This is a genomic window from Microcoleus sp. K1-B1 (assembly GCF_036704705.1).
Taxonomy (GTDB): Bacteria; Cyanobacteriota; Cyanobacteriia; order Cyanobacteriales; family Microcoleaceae; genus Microcoleus.
The window spans coordinates 25282-47097 of sequence record NZ_JAUBSH010000029.1 but is presented as its reverse complement, the minus strand read 5'-3'; the positions used below and the strand labels follow the sequence as shown (position 1 = coordinate 47097).

The 21816-nt window shown below is 45.8% G+C and carries 16 protein-coding genes; 4 read left to right on the top strand and 12 right to left on the bottom strand.

Annotated features, from left to right (window positions below; translation table 11 throughout):
* Window positions 1-51: 51 nt before the first annotated feature.
* A complete protein-coding gene (locus QUA83_RS13265) occupies window positions 52-693 on the top strand; it encodes a Uma2 family endonuclease (RefSeq protein ID WP_333293596.1) in 642 nt (213 codons plus the stop codon).
* A gap of 121 nt (window positions 694-814) precedes the next feature.
* Here QUA83_RS13265 and miaA read toward each other — a convergent pair whose 3' ends face one another.
* Window positions 815-1717, bottom strand: a complete 903-nt coding sequence (miaA, locus tag QUA83_RS13260; protein WP_333293595.1) for a tRNA (adenosine(37)-N6)-dimethylallyltransferase MiaA — start codon at window positions 1715-1717, stop codon at window positions 815-817.
* A gap of 258 nt (window positions 1718-1975) precedes the next feature.
* Here miaA and gyrB point away from each other — a divergent pair, with 258 nt between their 5' ends.
* The gene (gyrB, locus tag QUA83_RS13255) at window positions 1976-3916 is read left to right on the top strand and encodes a DNA topoisomerase (ATP-hydrolyzing) subunit B (RefSeq protein ID WP_333293594.1); all 1941 of its coding nucleotides are present in this window, start codon (window positions 1976-1978) and stop codon (window positions 3914-3916) included.
* A 232-nt stretch (window positions 3917-4148) separates the two neighbouring features.
* Window positions 4149-4865 (top strand): heme oxygenase (biliverdin-producing), encoded by a 717-nt coding sequence (locus QUA83_RS13250; RefSeq protein WP_333293593.1) that lies wholly within the window; start codon window positions 4149-4151, stop codon window positions 4863-4865.
* Between the two features lie 259 nt (window positions 4866-5124).
* On the opposite strand, the gene QUA83_RS13245 is transcribed toward QUA83_RS13250, so the two are convergent.
* Window positions 5125-5778, bottom strand: a complete 654-nt coding sequence (locus QUA83_RS13245; protein WP_333293592.1) for an S-layer homology domain-containing protein — start codon at window positions 5776-5778, stop codon at window positions 5125-5127.
* A gap of 232 nt (window positions 5779-6010) precedes the next feature.
* On the bottom strand, window positions 6011-9580 hold the full coding sequence (gene mfd / locus QUA83_RS13240) for a transcription-repair coupling factor (protein ID WP_333293591.1): 3570 nt from the start codon (window positions 9578-9580) through the stop codon (window positions 6011-6013).
* A gap of 423 nt (window positions 9581-10003) precedes the next feature.
* Here mfd and QUA83_RS13235 point away from each other — a divergent pair, with 423 nt between their 5' ends.
* Complete coding sequence (locus QUA83_RS13235) at window positions 10004-11332, top strand: hemolysin family protein (RefSeq protein WP_333293590.1); 1329 nt, start codon at window positions 10004-10006, stop codon at window positions 11330-11332.
* A gap of 67 nt (window positions 11333-11399) precedes the next feature.
* Here the strand turns inward: QUA83_RS13235 and QUA83_RS13230 are convergent, their stop codons facing one another.
* The 9 genes from QUA83_RS13230 to QUA83_RS13190 all read right to left on the bottom strand — a co-directional run bounded on the left by QUA83_RS13230 (window position 11400) and on the right by QUA83_RS13190 (window position 21765).
* Entirely contained in the window at window positions 11400-12734 is a 1335-nt protein-coding gene (locus tag QUA83_RS13230) for a hypothetical protein (protein ID WP_333293589.1), read from the bottom strand.
* Window positions 12735-12740: 6 nt separating this feature from the next.
* Window positions 12741-14066 (bottom strand): hypothetical protein, encoded by a 1326-nt coding sequence (locus QUA83_RS13225; RefSeq protein ID WP_333293588.1) that lies wholly within the window; start codon window positions 14064-14066, stop codon window positions 12741-12743.
* A 13-nt stretch (window positions 14067-14079) separates the two neighbouring features.
* Window positions 14080-15312 (bottom strand): SGNH/GDSL hydrolase family protein, encoded by a 1233-nt coding sequence (locus tag QUA83_RS13220; RefSeq protein ID WP_333293587.1) that lies wholly within the window; start codon window positions 15310-15312, stop codon window positions 14080-14082.
* A gap of 4 nt (window positions 15313-15316) precedes the next feature.
* The gene (locus QUA83_RS13215) at window positions 15317-15481 is read right to left on the bottom strand and encodes a DUF5989 family protein (protein WP_333293586.1); all 165 of its coding nucleotides are present in this window, start codon (window positions 15479-15481) and stop codon (window positions 15317-15319) included.
* Complete coding sequence (locus tag QUA83_RS13210) at window positions 15482-15889, bottom strand: SxtJ family membrane protein (protein WP_333293585.1); 408 nt, start codon at window positions 15887-15889, stop codon at window positions 15482-15484.
* A gap of 86 nt (window positions 15890-15975) precedes the next feature.
* Window positions 15976-18006 carry a carbamoyltransferase gene (locus tag QUA83_RS13205; RefSeq protein ID WP_333293584.1) on the bottom strand — a complete coding sequence of 677 codons (2031 nt, stop codon included), beginning with the start codon at window positions 18004-18006 and terminating at the stop codon, window positions 15976-15978.
* A gap of 169 nt (window positions 18007-18175) precedes the next feature.
* Window positions 18176-18661 carry a hypothetical protein gene (locus QUA83_RS13200; protein ID WP_333293583.1) on the bottom strand — a complete coding sequence of 162 codons (486 nt, stop codon included), beginning with the start codon at window positions 18659-18661 and terminating at the stop codon, window positions 18176-18178.
* Between the two features lie 237 nt (window positions 18662-18898).
* Window positions 18899-19819: an NAD(+) kinase gene (locus tag QUA83_RS13195; protein WP_333293582.1), complete on the bottom strand. Its 921-nt coding sequence runs from the start codon at window positions 19817-19819 to the stop codon at window positions 18899-18901.
* Window positions 19820-20169: 350 nt separating this feature from the next.
* A complete protein-coding gene (locus tag QUA83_RS13190; protein ID WP_333293581.1) occupies window positions 20170-21765 on the bottom strand; it encodes a hypothetical protein in 1596 nt (531 codons plus the stop codon).
* Between the last annotated feature and the right edge of the window lie 51 nt (window positions 21766-21816).

Here is a 21816-nt window from a genome sequence, read left to right as displayed (position 1 = left end):
TCCTATTACCCTCTATAATAAAAATTGATGAAGCTACCAAGGAATTGTTAAATGGTAACAACAACATCAACTCCCGTAGAGCAGAAAACTACCCCAGAAAACCGAGTTATTTTAAAAGGTGTCAGTTGGCAAACTTTTAAAGCATTGCTGGCCGATGTTGGGGACGATAGAGCTTGGAGAATTGCTTACGATAGAGGATTATTAGAAATCAGGATGCCGCATTTAGAACATGAAGTTCCGAAAGGATTGATAGAAAGCTTTATTGAAGCTATAGCAGATGAGCTAGAAATCGAAGTCATGAAAGCTGGTTCTCTGACTCTGGAACGGGAAGATTTAACTCGTGCTGTCGAACCTGATAGTTGTTTCTACATTCAAAATGAAGCCAGCGTCAGAGGTAAAAGAGATATCAACCTCCCAGAGGATTTGCCGCCTGATTTAGCATTAGAGTCGGATTACACGAATTCTTCAGTTAATAAAGATTCCATATATGCTGCTCTTGGTGTTGCCGAACTTTGGAGGTATCGCCGAGAATCTCTGCAAGTTTATCAAATTGTAGATGGAAAATATGAAAAGTGCGATCGCAGTTTAGCATTTCCCTCTTTACCCGTTGCCGAAATCCCCGGTTTCATCGAACAAAGCAGAACAATCGGACAGCGTGCGGCGGTGCGTTTGTTTCGGCAAAGAATTAGATAAATTTTACCGAGTCAAAGTTAACGCCAAAATCCGACTTACTTTAGTTGGGAAACTAACAAATCAATTTAAATTACATCAGCGTTCATCAGCGGTTAAAAGGATCTTTAATTTCGATATAAAATTACTTGAGAAATTCCTCCACTCTCTGCCAAACTCTTTCTAGCAAATCGGGTGCGCTAACATCAAACCATTCAATTTCAGGATAAGCTCGAAACCAAGTCCGCTGTCTCTTCGCAAATTGCCGCGTGTGCAAAATTGTTAATTCTTTGGCTTCTTCAAGCTTAATGTCGCCAGCCAAATATTGTTTTATTTCCTGATAGCCCAGCGTGTTCAACAATGGCAAGTCGCAGCCGTATTTTTTACACAAATATTCTACTTCAGCAATCCAACCGCGTTCTAACATTTGTTCGGTGCGCTGTTTAATCCGATCGACCAAAACATCGATCGCGCAATCCAACCCAATTTGTAAAATAGGATAATTGGGAGGATTTTCGCCCTGCTGTTCGGAAATAGGGCGACCGGTCGCATAAAATACTTCCAGTGCTCTTAAAGTTCTTACTGGGTCATTGAGGTGAATTTTCTCAGCGGCTAAGCGATCGACTTGCTGCAACATCGCGTAACATTGAGATTGTCCGAGTTCCGCAAGTTGCGATCGCAATTCGGGCATCGGCCCTACCCTCGGAATTTTTAAACCGCGCACGATCGATTTAATATATAAGCCCGTCCCTCCCACCAACAACAGGGGGGGAGACAGGGGAAAATCGACAGCAGCAATTAAATTTTGAGCTTGTTGCTGGTAATCTGCTAGTGTCAGAGTTTCTGTCGGATCGCAGATGTCAATTAAGTGATGCGGTACACAAGTGCGATCGACCGCCGTCGGTTTTGCGGTTCCGATGTCAAATTCGCGGTACACTTGACGCGAGTCCGCACTCAGAATCGAGGATTGCAGTCGCCCCGCCAAAGCCAAAGCCACTCCCGACTTCCCCGTCGCCGTCGCCCCGCAAATCGTAATTAATCTAGGCATAAGCTGTCGCACATTTCCCTATAAAAACTCTCAAACCCTCTCCTCTCAATGCTTTCCCCTCTCTCCCTTCACTGATTCACCGCGATCTCCCTGGGCAGTCCTCAAGCAATCTCAAAACTATTCCCCTCCCTCCCCCCGATAAATTTCCCTTCAGAAAGCCCTAGCATCGCCTTTAACGGTTTTGTGCTATAATTTTAGGAGTTTTCCCATTTTAGAAGCTTTCGGGGCTTTAGGCCTCATTATTGGAGCTATTTTTGTATGACCAGCAGCTACAGCGCCGACCAGATTCAAGTTCTCGAAGGTCTCGAAGCAGTCCGTAAACGACCGGGGATGTACATCGGTACTACCGGCCCGCGAGGACTCCACCATCTAGTTTACGAGGTTGTGGACAATTCCATAGATGAGGCGCTGGCTGGCCACTGCACTCACATCGAGATTGACATCAACGCCGACGGTTCCGTTACCGTGACAGACGACGGCCGGGGTATTCCGACCGGCATCGTTGCCAAGACTGGCAAATCGGGAATAGAAACAGTAATGACTGTACTTCACGCCGGCGGTAAATTTGGCGGTGGTGGCTACAAGGTTTCTGGAGGATTGCACGGTGTAGGTATTTCTGTTGTTAACGCGCTGTCCGAGTGGGTAGAAGTGACAGTTTGGCGCGACCAAAAAGAACATTTACAGCGCTACGAAAGAGGCAATCCCGTTACTGAACTTACTGCCAAGCCCAACAAAGGCACTCGCACCGGCACTTCAGTTTCTTTCTTGCCAGATACTCAAATATTTAGCACTGGCATTGAATTTGATTACACTATACTCGCGGGGCGCTTGCGAGAATTGGGTTACTTGAATGCGGGCGTGAGAATTACGTTTAGCGACCACCGTTTGGAACTGCTTAAAAGTAGCGAACCTCGCATCGAAACATACTGTTATGAGGGCGGAATCAAGGAATATATCGCCTACATGAACCGCGACAAGCAGCCTCTGCATGAAGAAGTGATATACGTGCAAGGAGAACGCAACAATGTGCAGATAGAAGTGGCTTTGCAGTGGTGCGTCGATGCTTTTAGCGACAACGTTCTCGGTTTTGCTAACAACATTCGGACGATCGACGGTGGCACGCACTTAGAAGGTTTGAAGGCTGTTTTGACGCGGACGATGAATTCGATCGCCCGCAAGCGCAACAAAATCAAAGAAAACGAGCCCAACCTCGCTGGCGAAAACGTTCGCGAAGGTTTGACAGCAGTGATTTCGGTCAAAGTCCCAGACCCGGAATTTGAAGGCCAAACTAAAACTAAGCTAGGAAATACAGAAGTTCGGGGAATTGTTGATTCCTTGGTAGGCGAAGTATTGACAGAATATTTAGAGTTTCGCCCCCAAGTAGCGGACGCTATTTTGGAAAAAGCAATTCAGGCATTTAAGGCCGCTGAAGCCGCCCGCCGTGCCCGCGATTTAGTGCGCCGAAAATCAGTCTTAGAATCGTCTCCTTTGCCTGGAAAATTAGCGGACTGTAGTTCCAGAGACCCTGCCCTATCTGAGATCTACCTGGTGGAGGGGGATTCTGCAGGCGGATCGGCAAAACAAGGGCGCGATCGCCAATTCCAAGCAATCCTGCCTTTGCGCGGTAAAATTCTCAATATTGAGAAAACAGACGATGCCAAAATCTACAAAAATAACGAAATTCAGTCGTTAATTACAGCCCTGGGTTTGGGCATCAAAGGCGAAGAATTCGATCCGGGTCAATTGCGGTATCACCACATCGTAATTATGACTGACGCTGACGTAGATGGTGCTCACATCCGCACGCTATTGCTGACTTTCTTCTACCGCTATCAGCGCGCCCTTGTAGACCAAGGTTACATCTATATTGCTTGTCCTCCTCTCTATAAAGTGGAACGGGGACGCAATCATTACTACTGTTACAGCGATCGCGAAATGAACAATCTCATCCGCAATGAATTTCCGGCGAATGCTAACTACACCATTCAGCGGTTCAAAGGTTTGGGTGAAATGATGCCGACACAGTTGTGGGATACAACGATGAACCCAGAAACTCGGACGCTGAAACGAGTAGAGATTGAAGACGCTGCTGAGGCCGATCGCATCTTTACGATCTTAATGGGCGATCGTGTCGCCCCCCGCCGCGAATTCATCGAAACCTACGGCCCCAAACTCAACCTCCTCGACTTGGACATCTAAATTAGCCATTAGTCATTAGTCAGTAGTCATTCGCTAACAACCAATGACTAAGGACTAATGACTAAACTGTTTGTGCCTTCTACCTTCCGATGCCTTCTGCTGAGTCTAGGTTTTGTTATAAAAATTAATACAATCTCTCATCAAATCGATCTAAGGTAAATGCTTAGGTAATTTTGAGATTTTTGGCGCATCCATCAGCTACCACAAAAATAGAAGGTTGGACAAATATAGCATGAGCATCAATTTAGCGACCAAATTGCGTGAGGGAACCAAAAAGTCCCACACAATGGCAGAAAACGTCGGTTTTGTCAAGTGTTTTTTAAAAGGCGTTGTAGAAAAAACTTCTTACCGGAAGTTAGTAGGAAACCTCTACTTTGTCTACTCGGCAATCGAAGAGGAAATGGAACGCCAAAAGCAGCATCCGGTTGTTTCAAAAATTTACTTTTCTGAGTTGAATCGCAAACAAAGCTTAGAGCAAGATTTATTTTACTACTACGGTGCGAATTGGCGCGAACAAGTAGCTCCGTCAGCCGCAGCTAAAGCTTATGTGCAGCGCATTCACGAGATTTCGGCGACCGCACCAGAACTGTTAGTAGCTCACTCTTACACTCGCTACTTGGGCGATTTATCCGGCGGACAAATCCTGAAGGGAATTGCCCAGCGCGGGATGAATCTTACCGAGGGAGAAGGCACTGCTTTCTATGAATTCCAGGATATTCCTGATGAAAAAGAGTTCAAAGCTAACTACCGTCAGGCAATGAATGAATTGCCTATTGACGAAGCAACAGCAGAGCGAATTGTTGACGAAGCTAATGCAGCTTTTGGCATGAACATGAAGATGTTCATGGAGTTAGAAGGTAATTTGATTAAAGCAGTCGGTCAGATGCTTTTCAATACCCTGACGCGTAAGCGTGGTGGTGGCAGTACCGAATTGGTTACTGCTGATTGAGTTAAAGCTCACTGGGAATAATTTGAGCCTCGTTTAAGAGGAAAAACTTAAATCCTGGGGGTTTGATGGCTGCTTTTACAGTCACCAAATCTCCGGGATTTTGCATGGTGTTTGAATGGCGGGCGATCGACTTTTTATAGAAGAAGGAAGAAGGAAGAAGGAATAATGCTTTTCGGCCCAATGCTTTTCGGCCCAATGCTTTTCGGCCCAATGCCCAATTACCAATTACCCATTCTCATGCAAAGGAAACTTACTATATTTACCTTCCCACGCCGCGATCAGGAGGCTCCTCGTCCGGGACAGGCAAAGAACCGGGCCTTACTTGCCGCTCTAAATACTTACTCAAAGCGTAAGCGATATCCCCACGAGTCATCGGCTTCAAAGGATTAATTTTATTAGTTGCGACATCAATATTAACAAAGCCTTCATAAAGTGCAGTAGCCAAAGACTTTCTAGCCCAATTAGGAATTTCGCCTGCATCTGGATACTTAGCTAAAATTTCCGAAATGCTGGGTTCGGGAAACTGAAAAACCCCGTAAGCTTGAGCAAAAATCGCCAAAGCTTCAGCGCGAGTCACCCTTTGATTTGGGAAAAACATTCCGTCGCGATATCCACTCATCGTTCCCGTTTTCAAAGCAGTTTGAATCGCACTGTAAGCCCAGTAACTCTTCGGTACGTCCGGCAATTCCCTATCCGGTTTCTGAGCGGTTTTCCGCCGTTCCAAACCAAAAGTTTTCACTAAAATCATCGCCAAATCGGCGCGACTGACAAGGCCATCAGCATTAAAATTACCACTAGCATCTTTATTCATCAATCCTGCACTCACAACCCGATCGATCGGGTCAATTATTTGTTGAGATTGAACCGCCATTGGGACTCCTTGCACTAGCGCGATCGCCAAAAAAATACTCACTAACTTTTTCACGATTTTAATCCTTTCTGTCGCTAAAACCATCATGAAAACAGCAGTAATATTTTTTATGGTTCCATCGGTATTATTCTGTGGTTTCGGCGGTGCGCGAGATTTGGGGATTATATAGCAATTCTCGCATCATTTGTGAATTTCTTACTCCCTCCCCTTGGCAAGGGGAGGGTTGGGGTGGTAAAAAAATTATGACTCCTGCAAGGATTGCTATATATTAAAATCAAACATTTGCTTCCGGCAAAGCGCCCTGCATTTTACCCAGCCACTCAATCAAATTATCCAATTGCTTTTGGGCCGTCAAAACCGCCATACCTCGAATAGTAACCTTCCCCTTGCTGTAGACAAAACGAGAGCGCAAATGTTCCGGCAAATTAGCCTTGAGCAAATTCCAAGCAGGCTCTTCCATCGCAGTTTCCAAAACTATGTTCTGCTTATTCTCCGGTTTTATCCGAGAAAAACCGATTTTTTTAGCAATTTGTTTGAGTTCGACAACACGGATAAGTTGCTGGGCTGGCAGAGGAATTGGCCCATAACGATCGCACCAATCAGCCTGAATCTGCTGTAATTCTTCAGGGGTATTAGCAGAAGCCACAGACCGGTAAGCGCTCATCTTTTGATCCAAATCTGCGATGTAATCGGCAGGAATAAACGCCGTCAAAGTTAGGTCAATTTGCGCGTCCTCAACTTTCGGAATTTCCTGACCCTTAATTTCCCGAATAGCCTCCTCTAACATTTCAGCATACAAATCAAAACCGATCGCCTCCATTTGACCAGATTGTTCAGTACCCAAAACATCACCCGAACCGCGAATTTCCATATCTCGGACGGCTAACTGATAGCCCGAACCCAACTGGGCAAACTCTTGAATTGCCCGCAGCCGCTGCCTTGCAGCATCAGAAAGTTGGTTCTGCTTCGGATAAAACAGCCAAGCATGAGCTTGAATCCCCGCGCGTCCCACCCGTCCCCGCAACTGGTAAAGCTGACCCAAACCAAACTTCTGCGCGTCTTCAATTAAAATAGTATTGACTCGTGGAATATCCAAACCCGACTCAATAATCGTCGTGCACACCAAAATATCAAACTCCGCCGCACTGAAAGTCAGCATGATTGATTCTAATTCCGAAGCATCCATTTGACCGTGGGCGATCGCAATTCTGGCAGACGGAACCATCTCCTGCAACTGAACGGCCAACTCATCAATCCCCTCAATCCGCGGCACCACGTAAAAAACCTGACCGCCCCTATCCAATTCTTGACGAATTGCCGATCGCACCACTTCCGGGTTATAGGGAGCCAAATGCGTCTGAATCGGGCGCCTGCTGGGAGGCGGAGTCGAAATCAAACTCATCTCGCGAATCCCCGACAGCGACATATACAAAGTCCGGGGAATCGGCGTTGCTGTCAAAGTCAGAACATCTACCTCTGTTTTGAGAGATTTAATTGCTTCCTTTTGCTTAACCCCAAACCGCTGTTCTTCATCCACCACCAACAAGCCCAAGTCCCGAAATTTAATCGCTTTGCTCAAAACAGCTTGAGTACCGACAATCACATCTAATTCCCCAGTTGCCAAACGCTTGTGAATCTCCCGGCGCTCGGTTTCAGTGCGAAAGCGATTGAGCAAACCAACTTCGATCGGATAAGGGGAAAAACGCTCTGAGAGCGTGTGATAGTGCTGTTGGGTCAAAATCGTCGTCGGCGCGAGCAAAGCCACCTGCTTGCCCGCCGTAACCGCCTTAAAAATCGCTCTCAGAGCCACTTCTGTCTTACCAAAACCGACATCGCCGCACACCAAGCGATCCATCGGTCGATCGCCCTCCATATCGCGTTTCACATCCTGAGTTGCCTTCAACTGATCCGGCGTTGGCTGGTAAGGAAAAGAATCCTCTAATTCTTGTTGCCAAGGCATATCAGGAGGAAAAGCGTAACCTGTTTGTTTAGCTCTTTTAGCATACAGATTCAGCAAATCCACTGCCAATTTCTTAACAGCTTTGCGAACCTTTGTCTTAGTTTTTTCCCAAGTTTGACCTGTCAGCTTGTTGAGATCCGGTACTTTATCGCCTACAGTCCGAAACCTCGACAAAGCGCCCAATTGATCGGCCGCCACCCTCAGAGTACCGTCAGCGTATTGAATCAATAAATATTCGCGAGTTTCTCGATCGATCGTCAAACGTTCCAACTTGATAAATTTACCCACTCCATGCTGGCGGTGAACCACATAATCACCAGGGCTTAATTTATTCGGGTCTACTTGCTTAGAAGCAGCGCGGCGGCGCTTGCGGACGTAGCTAAAAGTAGCGAGAGAATGCTGACCGTAAAATTCCCGATCGGTAATTAACACAATCCGAAAAGTCGGCAGAATAAAACCTTCCAATTCTGCCAGTCCGCTGTACTTCAAAGCCACTGGAATGTGCTGCAATTGCAACTTGTCGATCGCCAAATAATCGCGCGGATTCACCACAAACTGAGCCGGACAGTCGTGTTCCGAAAGCAGGGAAACCGATCGACTCGGTTGAGCCGAAACCAGAAAAATGGTAAAACCCCGATCGCGCTCTTCCCTGAGCATTTGAGACAGCTTCGCAAATTGGTGAGGCATCACCGGCACAGGGCGAGAAGCCAAATTAATCGCAGACGGTAGCTGGTCGCCCTCCGCAGAGCTTTGAAGTTTTTTAGCCGTAGAATCTTCTGCCAATTCAGAAAGTTCTAGCCTCTCGAAAGCTGCGACATCTGCCATAGATTCAGCAAAAGTGCGGTGAATTTTCGGAACTTTCAAATTAGCAATTGGCAATTTTTCGGTTTCCTCACCAGCAACTGCCGATTCCCGATTGCAATTATTCCACTGTTCCTGTGCATTTTCATACCAGCGGTCGCTGTGACCTTCGCACCCTTGGGGTTCGTCAATAACAACTAAAGTATTTTCAGTCAAATAATCCAACAAAGATGCAGGTTGCTCGAACGCTAAACCCAACAGCCGGCGCACAAATTTTTCGCCTTCATTTGCTGCTTCATTTTCGGGATCAAAAGAGCCTAGGTGGTTGATTTCGTCAAGCTTTTTTTCAGATAAAACTGCTTTAATAATTGTGTTAAAATTGGTAGGAGTTAAAACTAATCGATCGACCTTATCGAGCGATCGCTGGGAAGACGGATCGAACTCCCGAATTTGCTCCAAATCATCTCCGAACCATTCCAGCCGCACTGGCAACTCCGCCGCTACCGGAAAGACATCGACAATATCACCCCGGCGACTCCACTGGCCCTCCATTTCTACCAGAGTCACCCGATCGTACCCCATCGACACCAATTGGCGGTCAAGTATTTTCGAGTCTTGAACCGCACCTCGCTTCAGCGTCAGACAGTAGGGTTCAAAAGCAGCAGGCGGCGGCAAGTGACACTGAAGAGCTCTTTCGGTAGCTACAATCGCGATCGGCTTAGAATTAGCGTTTGTTTCTTGTTTCTCCACCAAATCCGCCAGCACCTGCATTTGCCCCCAAGTCATTTCGTTCTCGTCGGAGTAAGATAGCTCGTAGGGCGAAGCCTCGGAAGTTGGGTAAAAATGCACAGTCTGCCAGCCCATAGCCTCTAGCCCTGCCACCCAACGGCCGGCTTCTTCTAGAGTTGCCGTCACTACCAGTAAATTCCGCCCTTCTTGCTGTGCGAGGGCGGAAGCTACTAAACCTTTAGGCAAACGGGCTACGCCGGACAGTTGCACGTAGCGATGGCGCTTGAGCTTGTTGAGGAGTTCTGTTGCTAGGGGCGATCGCCCCAGGGTACGAATTATTGAAGAGAAAGTCATGCGCTTTTAATTTTAATCCCTGATCGGCGAAGGCTCTTTCCCTTTGCCTGTTAAGGAGATTGTACGACAAACATCCATGATTGTGCCGCTCTGCTGTTGACGCCTGGGAACTTAACTGGAGATAGATTTCTGCTTTAATATGTCGATCCTGCGATCGTGATCGAGCCAGTTCCGTTAATCTAGTGACAGGTTTAGAAAAAATTTCGATTTTGCGATCGAGATTGACAGCTTCCAGACCTCTCCTGTGACTGCACCCAAAGACGGATACAAGCCCCCGACTCAAGTTGTGAAGATCGAAGAATTTTAGACATTAGGGAAATCCCCCAGATACTGCCTGCGGAGTCAATCTAAAATCTAAAATCTAAAATCTAAAATCTACTAACCGGGCAGAGCGCTTCGCCTTTACCACCGATAATTTGAGAAATGTCCCCAAGTACCGATATTCTGATTGTTCTCCTGCTGGTTTTCCTCAATGGCTTGTTTGTGATGTCAGAGATGGCCATCATCTCTGTACGGAAGGTGAGACTGCAACAGATGGCCAACCAAGGTTCGATCAATGCCCGTGTAGCCTTGGATCTGGCTAATGCCCCCAATCAGTTCTTGCCGACAGTTCAAATCGGGATTACGATGCTGGCCATTCTGTCGGGCGCTTTCGGAGAAACGACAATTGCTAAAAGGGTAGAGCCTTTGTTGCGGCTGATTCCTGCCCTCGCGCCCTATTCTCAGACGATCGCCTCAGTAGTAGCAGTTTTAACCATCACTTATCTGACCTTAATTATCGGGGAACTCGTGCCGAAGCGGCTGGCGCTCAACAACCCAGAGCCGATCGCTTCAAGCGTAGCAATTCCTATGCGAATGCTCTCAAAAATTGGGGCTCCTGCGGTTTATCTGTTAAGTCATTCCACTGACTTAGTGATGCGGATCATGGGGATTGTGCCTTCTACAGAACCGCAAGTTACAGAGGAAGAAATTAAAGTTTTAATCGAGCAAGGAACAGAAGCCGGAACCTTTGAAGAAGCCGAACAAGATATGGTGGAAAGAGTGTTTCGTTTGGGCGATCGGCGAGTCAGCGCCTTAATGACTCCGCGTCCCGATCTTACCTGGCTCGATCTAGATGATTCAGTGGAAGAAAACCGCCAAAAAATGCTCGGCAGTGGTCATTCTCGGTTTCCCGTGTGTCAGGGAGGACTCGACAACGTTGTCGGTTTAGTACACGTTACTGATATGCTGTCTCGGACTTTAACTGGTCAACCCCTAGATTTAAGCGCTTCTTTACGACGACCGTTATTTGTACCGGAAAGCACGCGGGGTTTAAAAGTATTAGAACTTTTCAAACAATCGAGCAATCAAATTGCCTTGGTAGTAGACGAATACGGCGTCATTCAAGGATTGGTTACAGTGAACGACATTTTAGTTGAACTCGTTGGCGACTTTCCCTCGATTGAAGATGCTGACGAGCCGGAAGCCGTGCAGCGCGAAGATGGTTCTTGGCTGTTAGACGGAATGCTAGCAGTCGAAGATTTTTTTGAGCTGTTTGGAATCGAAGAGTCAGCAGAACACAAAGGAAGTTATCACACAATGGGCGGTTTTGTGATTACAAATTTGGGCAAAATTCCCACAGCAGCCGAGCATTTTGAGTGGAACGGTTTGCGCGTGGAAGTAGTCGATATGGACGGCAACCGAGTTGATAAAATCTTGGTAATGCCGATCGACTCCACGGGCGATCGAGCTAGAACCGAACCAAAAACCTAAAATTTTAACTCAGCGGTAAGGTGCGCTAGGCGCACCCTACATCAACCATCCAGCGGATATTTCAGACCTAATTTTTCTTGCTCCTCGGCTGATCTTTCCGCAAAGATTCCAAAATAGAACGGCCCACATAATTGCTGAAAACTACCTCTCCAGCTTGATTGTAGTGGCAGCAGCTATCTACATAAACAGCATCTTTAGTCTTGTCAAAAACATTGACAGCATTCACTAAATTGATATTATTTTTTTCCAAATTAGGAAACTTCTTAAAAAGAGCCGGATATCCAATTTCCACAGCTTTAGCATAAGGAGTATCCTTGTTAAAAGCAATCTGCTTTTCGGCTTCACCAAACACCCTTTTTGTCTGATAATATTGATTAGGCTGAAGAACATGAAAATATGGCACATTACTAGCAGACAACACTTTCTGCATAAAAATTGAACTTTTTACCCAATTCTGGGCCATTTGTTCAAAAGCGACTGAATCCGGTAAAACTGACTTATTAGTATTGATATAAATAACGCTGCCACTGTCATCTTTTTTTTGTTTAGTCCGTTCTTTTTCAAACTTAATGACATCGGTTTTATAGTTATTAACTAAATTTTGAACGTAAACAGAAGTCAAAGCATCGCACGCAGCTAAAGAGCAGTTTTGCAAACGTTCCAAACCCTGACTAATCCTCGCTTTATTTTCTTGGATTCTGATAGTTGCTTTCATCGCTTTGGTAGAAAGGCTATTATTCGCCAAGCTAGTCAGCGGCAAAATATGCTGAATGCTTGGCATTGCCAAATCGACTTGATTTTTATTGTTTAAGTTAGAAAGTGCTACTTCATTAAAACCATCTATATTGACGACCAGATCCAGTTCTTGCCCTAAAGCCAAAAAATAGTTTAGAATTAATAATTGCTGGGGTTGTTTGTAGCCTCCAGTAGCAAAAGACAAAATTACAAATTCTTTATCTTTCAAACCCGGAAGCTGCTTGAGGTATTTAGGTAAAATTTTGTTTTGAACTTCAAATACTCCATAATTAGAAGCCACAGAACCGCCAAAAACTCCGATAATAAATTGATTGGATTTAGTTTTTTTGAAAGGGTAATCGTAAGGTGAGATAAACCCATAGTTGTTATTTTTAAAACCGGGGCGAAAATCGGGGCCGGGTTGTTGAATAAAGCCCAAAAAAGGATGAAACCTTTCAACAATAGACTGATTCAGCCGCACTCCTTCTAAATTAATTCCTAAATCCGACTTATTTTGCACCTTTTCCCTAGTATAGAAAAATTGCTTGTGCTTGACAAAATACCATGCCAAGGAGCCAACTTCCAGGAAAACCAGTAAAAGCGCTAAGTTAATCAAAGCTATTTTTAGAAATCCTGATCCTTTTTTGAGAAATTTTAAATCTTTCATAAACCTCTATTTCGACTCTCTTACTACTTTAATAATAGAACTAGAAACATAGTTTGCCAATAGTTCGTCTCCGACTGAATTATAGTGGCAGCAAGCATCTTTGTAAACCGTCTCTTTGGTATTGTCTAAAATATTCACTGCGCTAAAAACATTAACCCCAGCTTGTTGCAAATCATCGACTTTGGACAACAATACTGGATAACCTTTTTTCACACCTTCAATGTAAGGACTCTTCTGGTCGATCGCGATTTCGTTTTCCTTGGCGGTAAACGCTCGCTTAGTGGGATAATACTGGTTGGGCTGGATAAAGTGAAAATACTTAATTTTTCTACTTGATAAAATTTGATTCATCCCGATCGACGATTCGTACCACATCGATGCCATTTTGTCAAAAGCAGCGGCATCCTGCAAAACAAAGTCAGCTTTGGGAATGTATACTATACCGCTATTTGCCGTGTCTGGGTTGGATGGTTTGACTTGCGAATCGTACTTGACAACTGCTTGCTGATAATTGTTGACTAATTGTTTCACCTGTAGCGATGTGACAGCGTGACACAAAGCAAGTTGACAAGTTTGCAATTTGTCAATACCTGCTTTCAATTGTTTTTTGTTTTCGTTAATTTGCACGATCGAGCTCATCGCTTCCGGTGACAAGTTATTGTTTGCTAAACCAGTCAGAGGCTGTATGTGCTGAACGCTGGGCATTCCTATTTCTACTTGGGCTTTGTTGTTTAAATTTGACAGTGCTACTTCATTAAAACCGTCAATATTAATGACTAAATCTAACTCTTGACCCAAAGCCAGAAAGTAATTTAAAACTAATAATTGTTGGGGCTGTTTGTAGCCACCATTCCCAAAATTTAAAACAATAATTTCCTTGTTTGCAAATTCTGGATAAGTCTTCAATTTGTTAGACAATCTGCGAGTTACGTATTCATCGACTGCAAAATTATTCGCAACTGAACCTCCAAAAACTCCGATAATAACTTGATTATTATTGCTTTTAATAAACGGATATTCGTAAAGTGAAAAAAAGCCGTGTTTGTTGACTTTTAACTTTAATTTTTCATTAGTGAAAGCACCTTGTTTGAGTACATATCCAAAAAGTGGGTGCAGTCTTTCTACGATAGATTCATCAAGTCTAATGCCGATCCTTTCAATATCTTCTACTACTTTTTCTTTAGCTTTAGTTCGGGTATAAAAAAACTGCTTTTGATTGATAAAATAAAAAGCTAGCGATAAAGCTTCCAGACAAATAAAGGCGATCGCCAAATTAACCGCGATTAGAATTAATATATTTTTGCCTTTTTTCAGCGCCGTTGAATCTTTCATGAAATTTGACTGATTACGGTTGTTTGTTGGGGACTTGAGACTGCTTCAATGTTTCGCACAAATTTCGGTTAATCAGGATACTAGCCAGCCGGTGTCCGAGTTCATTCCAGTGACCCCCACAGGGTACAGAATTCTCAAAACCGTGGGCGCAGACTTGATATTTTTCCGTGTAACCTTGGATTTGTTCGGATAAATTCAGTACCCGAAAACCCTCGCGCGCGCCCAAATTTTCCAGCCGCCTATCGGGATAAAACAAATCCTGAATGTTGTTCTTTCTCATGAAATTTTTTCGCCTCTCGGCATCGGGTCCAACTTGCATCGGATCGCCGATCGTCACAAGCAAGAAATCAGCATTTTTCTGCACGACTTCATTCCGCATCGTCACAATCAAACCCTCTGTCACCCTCCAAGCCTCTTCCCAAGCTGCATTTTGAGGTTCCTTGAGGTTTTTGGTACTTAAAGTGGTAAAATGCCCGGATAACTCCCGCTTTTTCCGATCTAAGTCTACCTTTTTAATGACTTGCAAAATTCGCGAATTGTTGACGATCAAACTGGGCATTCGGTCAACAAAGGAAACTGCTCTTTCGTTGCGGTCGATCGGCGCCAGATTGCGAAAAGACATATCCGGTACTAACTTGCCACTAGCATCATAAGCAAAAAATGGTCGGTAGCGATCGTATTCCAATTGCGGCGAGTTGTTAATTATATCATTGCCAATAAAAAAAGCAAGAATTACAATATCAGGACTGTAATCCCACACTTTTTTTCGCAGCATTATCAATTCTTGAGCAGTACCGTAGCCCTGCACCCCGAAATTCATTACCTCAACATTTTTGCGTCCTTTAACAGCTTCGCAGTTGCCTAACTTTCGTTCCAATTTAGACCAGAAAGTTTGTTCGACAGGTACGTGAATTGCTTCGGTGAAAGAATCGCCCAAAACCGCAACGCGCAAAGTATTTGGAGGTTTTGCTTTTGTATGTTCGCGATCGCGCAAACCCTCGCTATTCACCTGCACAAAACTCGCACCTTCCCCATTCCACTCCCCCGACGCACCCGGTTTCAGCTTCCAACCCAAATTCGGATCGGAAGTGTGGAAACGAGTTGGCGCCGAGTCTACGAAATCTCCTATTTTTGGATAGCCCTCGACTTTAGCAACTCGCAATCCAATTTCGCCAATTACCACCCCCATCAATAAACCGCCGAGTGTCAAGCCCAAATTGACACCCAAATTTTTCAACTTGCTCATTATTTCAAAACAGCGTGTAAATAAATGGAGCAATCACAGAACCCTGACTCAATACAATCAAAGCTCCTAAAAAGACTAAAGTCACAATTAACGGCAACATCCAATACTTTTTGCGTTCTCTCATAAACGCCCACAAATCTTTGAGAAAGTCTAAAGTTGCTTCAAACACTTAAAAAGGACGCTCCATACTAACTTTTGTTCTTGCTTTACTTGGGATGCGGTAAGTATCCATTTTAGGATTGAGTTTTCGCCGCATTGCATCTTCGCCGAAAATGTTTTTGAGCACTCCCATCGGCCAAATTATCAGGTAAAAAACTATCCCTAGGACGATCGGCGTTTGGATTTTGTGGAGGAGGAATCCAAAGCGCATCCACCCGTGATAAACGGGATTCAGCGATTTTGGCGCAACCAATGCTAGCAGCACTAGCACTCCGCAGATTGCCCAAGGCCACCAAGGTAGAGAATGCCGCCGCAGTAAAGGTACTGCTAAACCGAAGATCACTGCAATCAAGCCGCCAATTAGCAGCCCGAAATCGCGCAAGCCTTTTTTGTCTAGTTTTTTAATTTCGTCGCTCATTAGAAATGGGGAATGGGGAATGGGGAATGGGGAATTAGTTATTAGTTATTCGTCCCAACTAATAACTAATAACTAATAACTAATGACTAATCTAGTTCAAATTCATTTTTCCAAGCATCATCTTGTTTCCAAGGAATTTGTTCGGACTTGGGAAGCAAGTAATTTTCCAAAACCAGATAGTCCATTTCGGTTCGCATGAAACAGCGGTAAGCATCTTCGGGAGTGCAAACAATGGGTTCGCCTCGGACGTTGAAAGACGTATTTACCACAATTGAACAGCCCGATCGCTTTTCAAAATGGCTGATTAAGTCATAGTAGCGAGGATTGGTTTCTTTGTGAACAGTTTGGATGCGAGCCGAGTAATCGACGTGGGTGACAGCCGGAATTTCCGATCGGGGAATGTTGAGCTTTTCAATGCCAAACAACTGCTCTTGTTCGGGAGTCATCGGAATGCGGAGACTGGCTTTGACAGGTGCTACTAATAGCATATAAGGGCTAGAATGGTCAATCTCGAAATAATCCGCAACTCGTTCGGCTAAGATTGACGGCGCAAAAGGTCGAAAAGATTCCCGATATTTAATTTTCAGGTTCATCACGGACTGCATTTTAGCACTGCGGGGATCGCCAATGATCGATCGACCGCCCAGAGCCCGCGGCCCAAATTCCATGCGCCCTTGGAACCATCCCACCACATTTCCCTGTTCCAAAATTTCCGCCAACTGTGGCATTAATTCGGCATCGTCCAATCGGTGATAGCTAGCTTTGACAGCATCCAAATATTCGAGAATTTCTGCGTCAGTAAACCTTGGGCCCAAATATGAGCCGCGCATTTGATCGTGACAAGTTAAATGAGCAACAGACTTCGCCACAGTTGCCACCGCTTCGTTTGTGGTGAGTTCAGTCCTCTTCTCAACCGCTGCCACAGTTGCCACCGCTGGTTTTGCAGTGAGAACTTCAGTCCTCTCCTCAACCGCTGCGTTTGTAGTGATAAGTTCAGTTTTGAGGGATTCTATACTATTTGCTGTCGAGTTCGCGCTCACAGTGCGAGTTTGTTCGCAATACTGATACCAAATCGCCAAAGCCGCGCCCAAAGCACCGCCAGCATCTCCCGCCGCCGGCTGAATCCAAATATCTTTGAAAATACCTTCGCGCAAGAGTCGGCCGTTAGCAACACAGTTGAGAGCAACGCCGCCAGCAAGACAAAGATAATCGACATCCAATTCTTTTTTAACTGTTCTGCAAAGCCGCAAAACAACTTCTTCGGTAACAACTTGAATGGAAGCGGCAATGTCCATTTCTCGCTGAGTCAATTTTCCTTCAGCTTGACGTGGTGGCCCTTCAAACAGTTCGTCAAACTTCTTGTTTGTCATGGTTAAGCCAACTGTATAGTTGAAATAATCCATGTTCAAACGGAAAGTTCCGTCATCTTTGAGGTCGATTAAATAATTGAGAATCTTGTCTACATACTTGGGTTCACCATAAGGTGCTAAACCCATGAGTTTGTATTCGCCAGAGTTGACTTTGAAGCCAGTGTAATAGGTGAAAGCTGAATAAAGCAAACCCAAAGAGTGGGGAAAATCGATTTCCCACTGAGGTGTCAGTTGGTTCCCGTCTCCCAACCAAACCGATGTTGTTGCCCACTCGCCCACGCCGTCGAGGCACAAAACGGCTGCTTTTTGAAACGGGCTGGGGAAAAATGCCGATGCTGCGTGGGATTGGTGGTGTTCGGTAAATAGCAGAGATGGCAGTTTATTCGTTTTGCAGTTTGCTATTGCTGCCAAATCTCTTTTGAGCATGGTTTTGAGGTAAAGCTTTTCTTTGAGCCATATCGGCATGGCGGCTAGGAAAGAGCGAAAACCTTGGGGTGCGTAGGCTAAATAGGTTTCGAGAAGGCGCTCGAATTTGACTAAAGGTTTGTCGTAAAAGACTATTCGATCGAGTTCCCGCAAATCTATGTTCGCTTCTTTCAAGCAATAAGCGATCGCATTCTTAGGGAATCTGGCGTCATGCTTTTTTCGGGAAAATCTTTCTTCCTGCGCTGCTGCTATAATTTCTCCGTCGCGAATTAAGGCTGCGGCGCTGTCGTGATAGTACGCCGAGATTCCAAGTATGTTCATCGCTCTCCTCACAAATCGCAATGCGTTTGCTTTTGACTATTTAGAATAGCTAACGATTATAGCTGCTTAAGTGCTGATTGGGAATTGAATTTTGCGATCGCCTCTAATTTTACCTGGATCGATGTCGGTGCAACGTCCTCGGACGATCGGCTGTTAGAGACCATTTAAGCTAGCGCCGGCTTATCCTGCGCCCCCAAGCTCTGAAGTAAGTGACCACCGGAAATTGATAAAATTCACCTACTAACCACAGCACAATGCCTAAATGCGACAAAAAAGCTAAGCCTGTCCAAGCTACGGGCAGCCAGGACAACCTGCTGCCGGGAACCGGGGGAAAATAGTAAGCTGAAAGTCCCAGCAAGGTAGTGGGAAGGAAAATTAGACCCAGAGCCGCTGCCACGTAGGGCCATCCGAATTCTACGCCTTCGAGGTGCGCTCCTATCCACTGTTTGCCGTTCCAGTGCCAAGTTACGGGCGGTTGGCGATCTGCCATTTGGAGCGATTGTCTTTCAACGCTTGCGGTATAAATGTGCTGGCAGAAGTTGCAAGCTAGGGCGTCCATCAGCGCTAGGGTGGAAATTTGACCGGTGCGGCACACGGGACAGGGATATGTATCTTGAGGGTTGAAAGGTCGGGTTGATTTTTTGAAAATCTGCATAGCTCAGGCTGTTTGTCAAGAGATTGAGCGATCTTAACAAAGTACAGAGATTATGGGTTGGCTGAGGGCGGTTTTTGTATCTAGATTGTTGGTGATTTAACAGGTTTTTTCACGCCTACTCGCCCCTACAGGTTAATGCGGCTTGATATTAGACCTCTTCAATAATTATTATTGTGGAACAGGCATCCTGCCTGTTCAAGACTGGCAATTCTTGCGATGTCTATTGAATGATTCGGATTAATTGCGGTGATTGTTGCTGTACCGAATTCTGGCTCCTGCCCAGTGAAGTTTTTCCCTCAAAGTGTTGAAATAAGAATAGTTTTCCCGCAAAATGATAAACTTGGCTTCGCAGTCTGCCCTCCGCACGTCTACGCGCTGTCCTGGCCAAATGGCAGTACCCAAAATGCCGTCAGTCCAGAGTTTGGTACTGAGTTCGTAATCTGCTAAAGGCCAAATGCTGACGACTGAACCGGGCGGGAGTACGATCGCCCGACTGGATAAACTCAAAGGGCAAATCGGAGTAACTGCGATCGCCTCCATTCCCGAGTGCATAATCGGCCCGTTGGCAGATGCGGTGTAGCAAGTCGAACCGGTGGGAGTTGCCACAATTAAACCATCGCCTTGATATTGATCGACTACTTCGCCGTCAACTTCCATTTCTAGAATACAGCTCGGCATTCGATCGGCTGAAGCAGGTTTGACACACATTTCATTTAGTGCCAAAAATCGATCGCTTTGGGGTTCAAGATTAGTTCTGTTTCCCTCAAAAACTGTTGCCTGCAACATCATCCGCTTCTGCACAGCATACCTATCTTCCGAAAGTCTGTCCCAAATCTCCTCAGTATTTTGGAAATCCTCAAAAGACTCGGTTAAAAAACCCAGATGTCCCCCCACATTCGCTGCCAAAATCGGGATGCCGTCAGCCGCCAAATTCCGCGCCGCAGCTAGGGCCGTACCGTCGCCGCCCAGCACCACCGCTAAATCAATTGGGCTGTTAATGGAAGCTAAAAACACCGGATACGGGTTATCTTTCGGGCCACTGGGGCCCATTAAAACCTGACACCCGCGACTTTCTAATTGGCGGGCACACTGTTCTGCCCACCGCTGGCTGAGGGTATCTCTGGCTTTGTGGGCGATAATTACTTGTTTTAGTTGCACAACCTATCGATTTTAGATTTTAGATTTTGGATTTTGGATTGTTAGATTTTAGAGTGAGCTCACAATCTATCGATTTTGGATTTTTGATTGTTAGATTTTAGGCTGAGTGAAATATCTTAAAATGTTCGATCGCACAAATTGGTTTTGGACATCAGGTTAGATTTTAAACTATTTTTGAGCATTGCGAGGTAGAGCCTGTGGATCTTCGTTACCAGGATTTGCCTGGTAAAAAGAAAGCCGGGAATAAGAAATATTATTATGACTCCATTTCCACATCTTCCTTCTTCCTGACATCCGTTACATCCGCTACATCCGCTACATCCGTTACAGAATCCGTTGCCGAACTTCCTTCACCCCTCGCTGCGGCTGGATTTGGGCCGTGGCCAGATAATGCTCGAATCAGCCGCGAGTAGGCTAGAAACTGCGCTGGCCCCAAAGCGGTTGAGGTGGCTGGGGTCAACAAAATAGTCATTGCGGCCAGGCCACCGCTGCGACAAGTCGCGGAAAGCGAAGCCTTTTTGCCGGGAGAGTTGCTGCATTCGCTGCCGGAACTGCTGTTCTGCCCGCAGGCGAGTTCCGTCTAAGTAGTCGTTGGTGAGGGGCAAATTAACGAAAATTAGGGGAATTTTGCGAGCTTTGGTAAATGCTACAACTGAATTAAAGGCTGTTGCTTGTTTGCCTCCGAGGTTGAAGTTTTCGTAGTCGCGATCGTACTGGCCTGAAACGTAAGCGCGTTGTCGATAATAAGTGTTGGGGTTGTAAGTGCCCGACATAGCCATGAATCCGTTGGAGTCGATCGAATCTGCCAATTGGTTAAGTTGTCTGATGGCTACTGTCGTCCGTCGTGAGACTGGAATCAATTGTGCTTTTTGAGTTGCTGCATTCGCTGCGATCGGTTTTAACTCATATCTTGCAGCATTCTCAGCAACGGGCCAGATGCCCGTTCCACTAGACAGGAATTTGATTGTGGGGTGGGCATCTTGCCCGCCCCTGAAACGTTGATCGACAGATGCCAATGCTTTGCGGAAATTGTTGTTAGCGCAGGGCTGCGGGAATCTGTAACACATCGGAATCTCGTTGAATTCATCGGACAACAGTTCGGGACGAATGCCTGCTGCTAAAAGTTGGCTGCCTTCAGAATCGACGATCGAATTAAAAGTGCGATCGTCCCGGCCGCTGTTAAATGCCCGCACCCCGTCTGCCCAGATAATCATTTGAGGCAAATGACCGGGCTTCAAAAGCCGCCGCAGTTGAAAGTCAACTACTTGTGCAGTTGCGCCATTGACTGAAAAGTTAAATACTTTTAAGCCCGGACGGCCCCTTTGGGCCAAAGATTGTTTTAGCTGTCTGGGATCGACGCCCTGCAATGCCCGAGAACTACCGACAATCAAAACATCTGGTGGCCCGACTGCAGCAACGTAGGAGAGGTAAAGTGCGAGTTGTTCGTTGAGTAAATCGCTGCTGAAGCTGACTGTACTGGCTTGCGATCGGGTTGCGCCCGCTTGCTGCTGGGAATAAACGAGGTTTCTCATGTACTCGATTACTTTTTTCTCCGCAAACGCCCGTCTGGGACTGCCGGGGGGAACGGCTTGCATCCAAGCGACGGCCTGCACCCACAGGGCGGCTACTTCGTCCCAGTCTTGTTTTGAATTGGCTGATTGAGCCAAATTAGAAGCTTGGGTGGCAAAGTTAACTGACTCCGTGAAGGGGTCGTTTTGCGGGCATGAGGGAAGGCTGAGAGATTTTCTGGTTTTGTTGGGGTTTTGAGCTAACAGAGACGTTGGGGACTGCGCTAGGACGGCGGATTCGTCGATCGAACTCGATGGCGCTGCGGTGTCGGGAGGCTTCGTTGACGAACATCCCAAAGTTACGGCTAATACAGCGGCTGCGGCGCAGGTACGTTTGAGGATGCTGGTGCTGATGCTAGCAATGTAGCGGCGAATCATAAAGCTTTCAGCGATCGCGAAACATTAATAGATATTACCGCAAACTGCCCA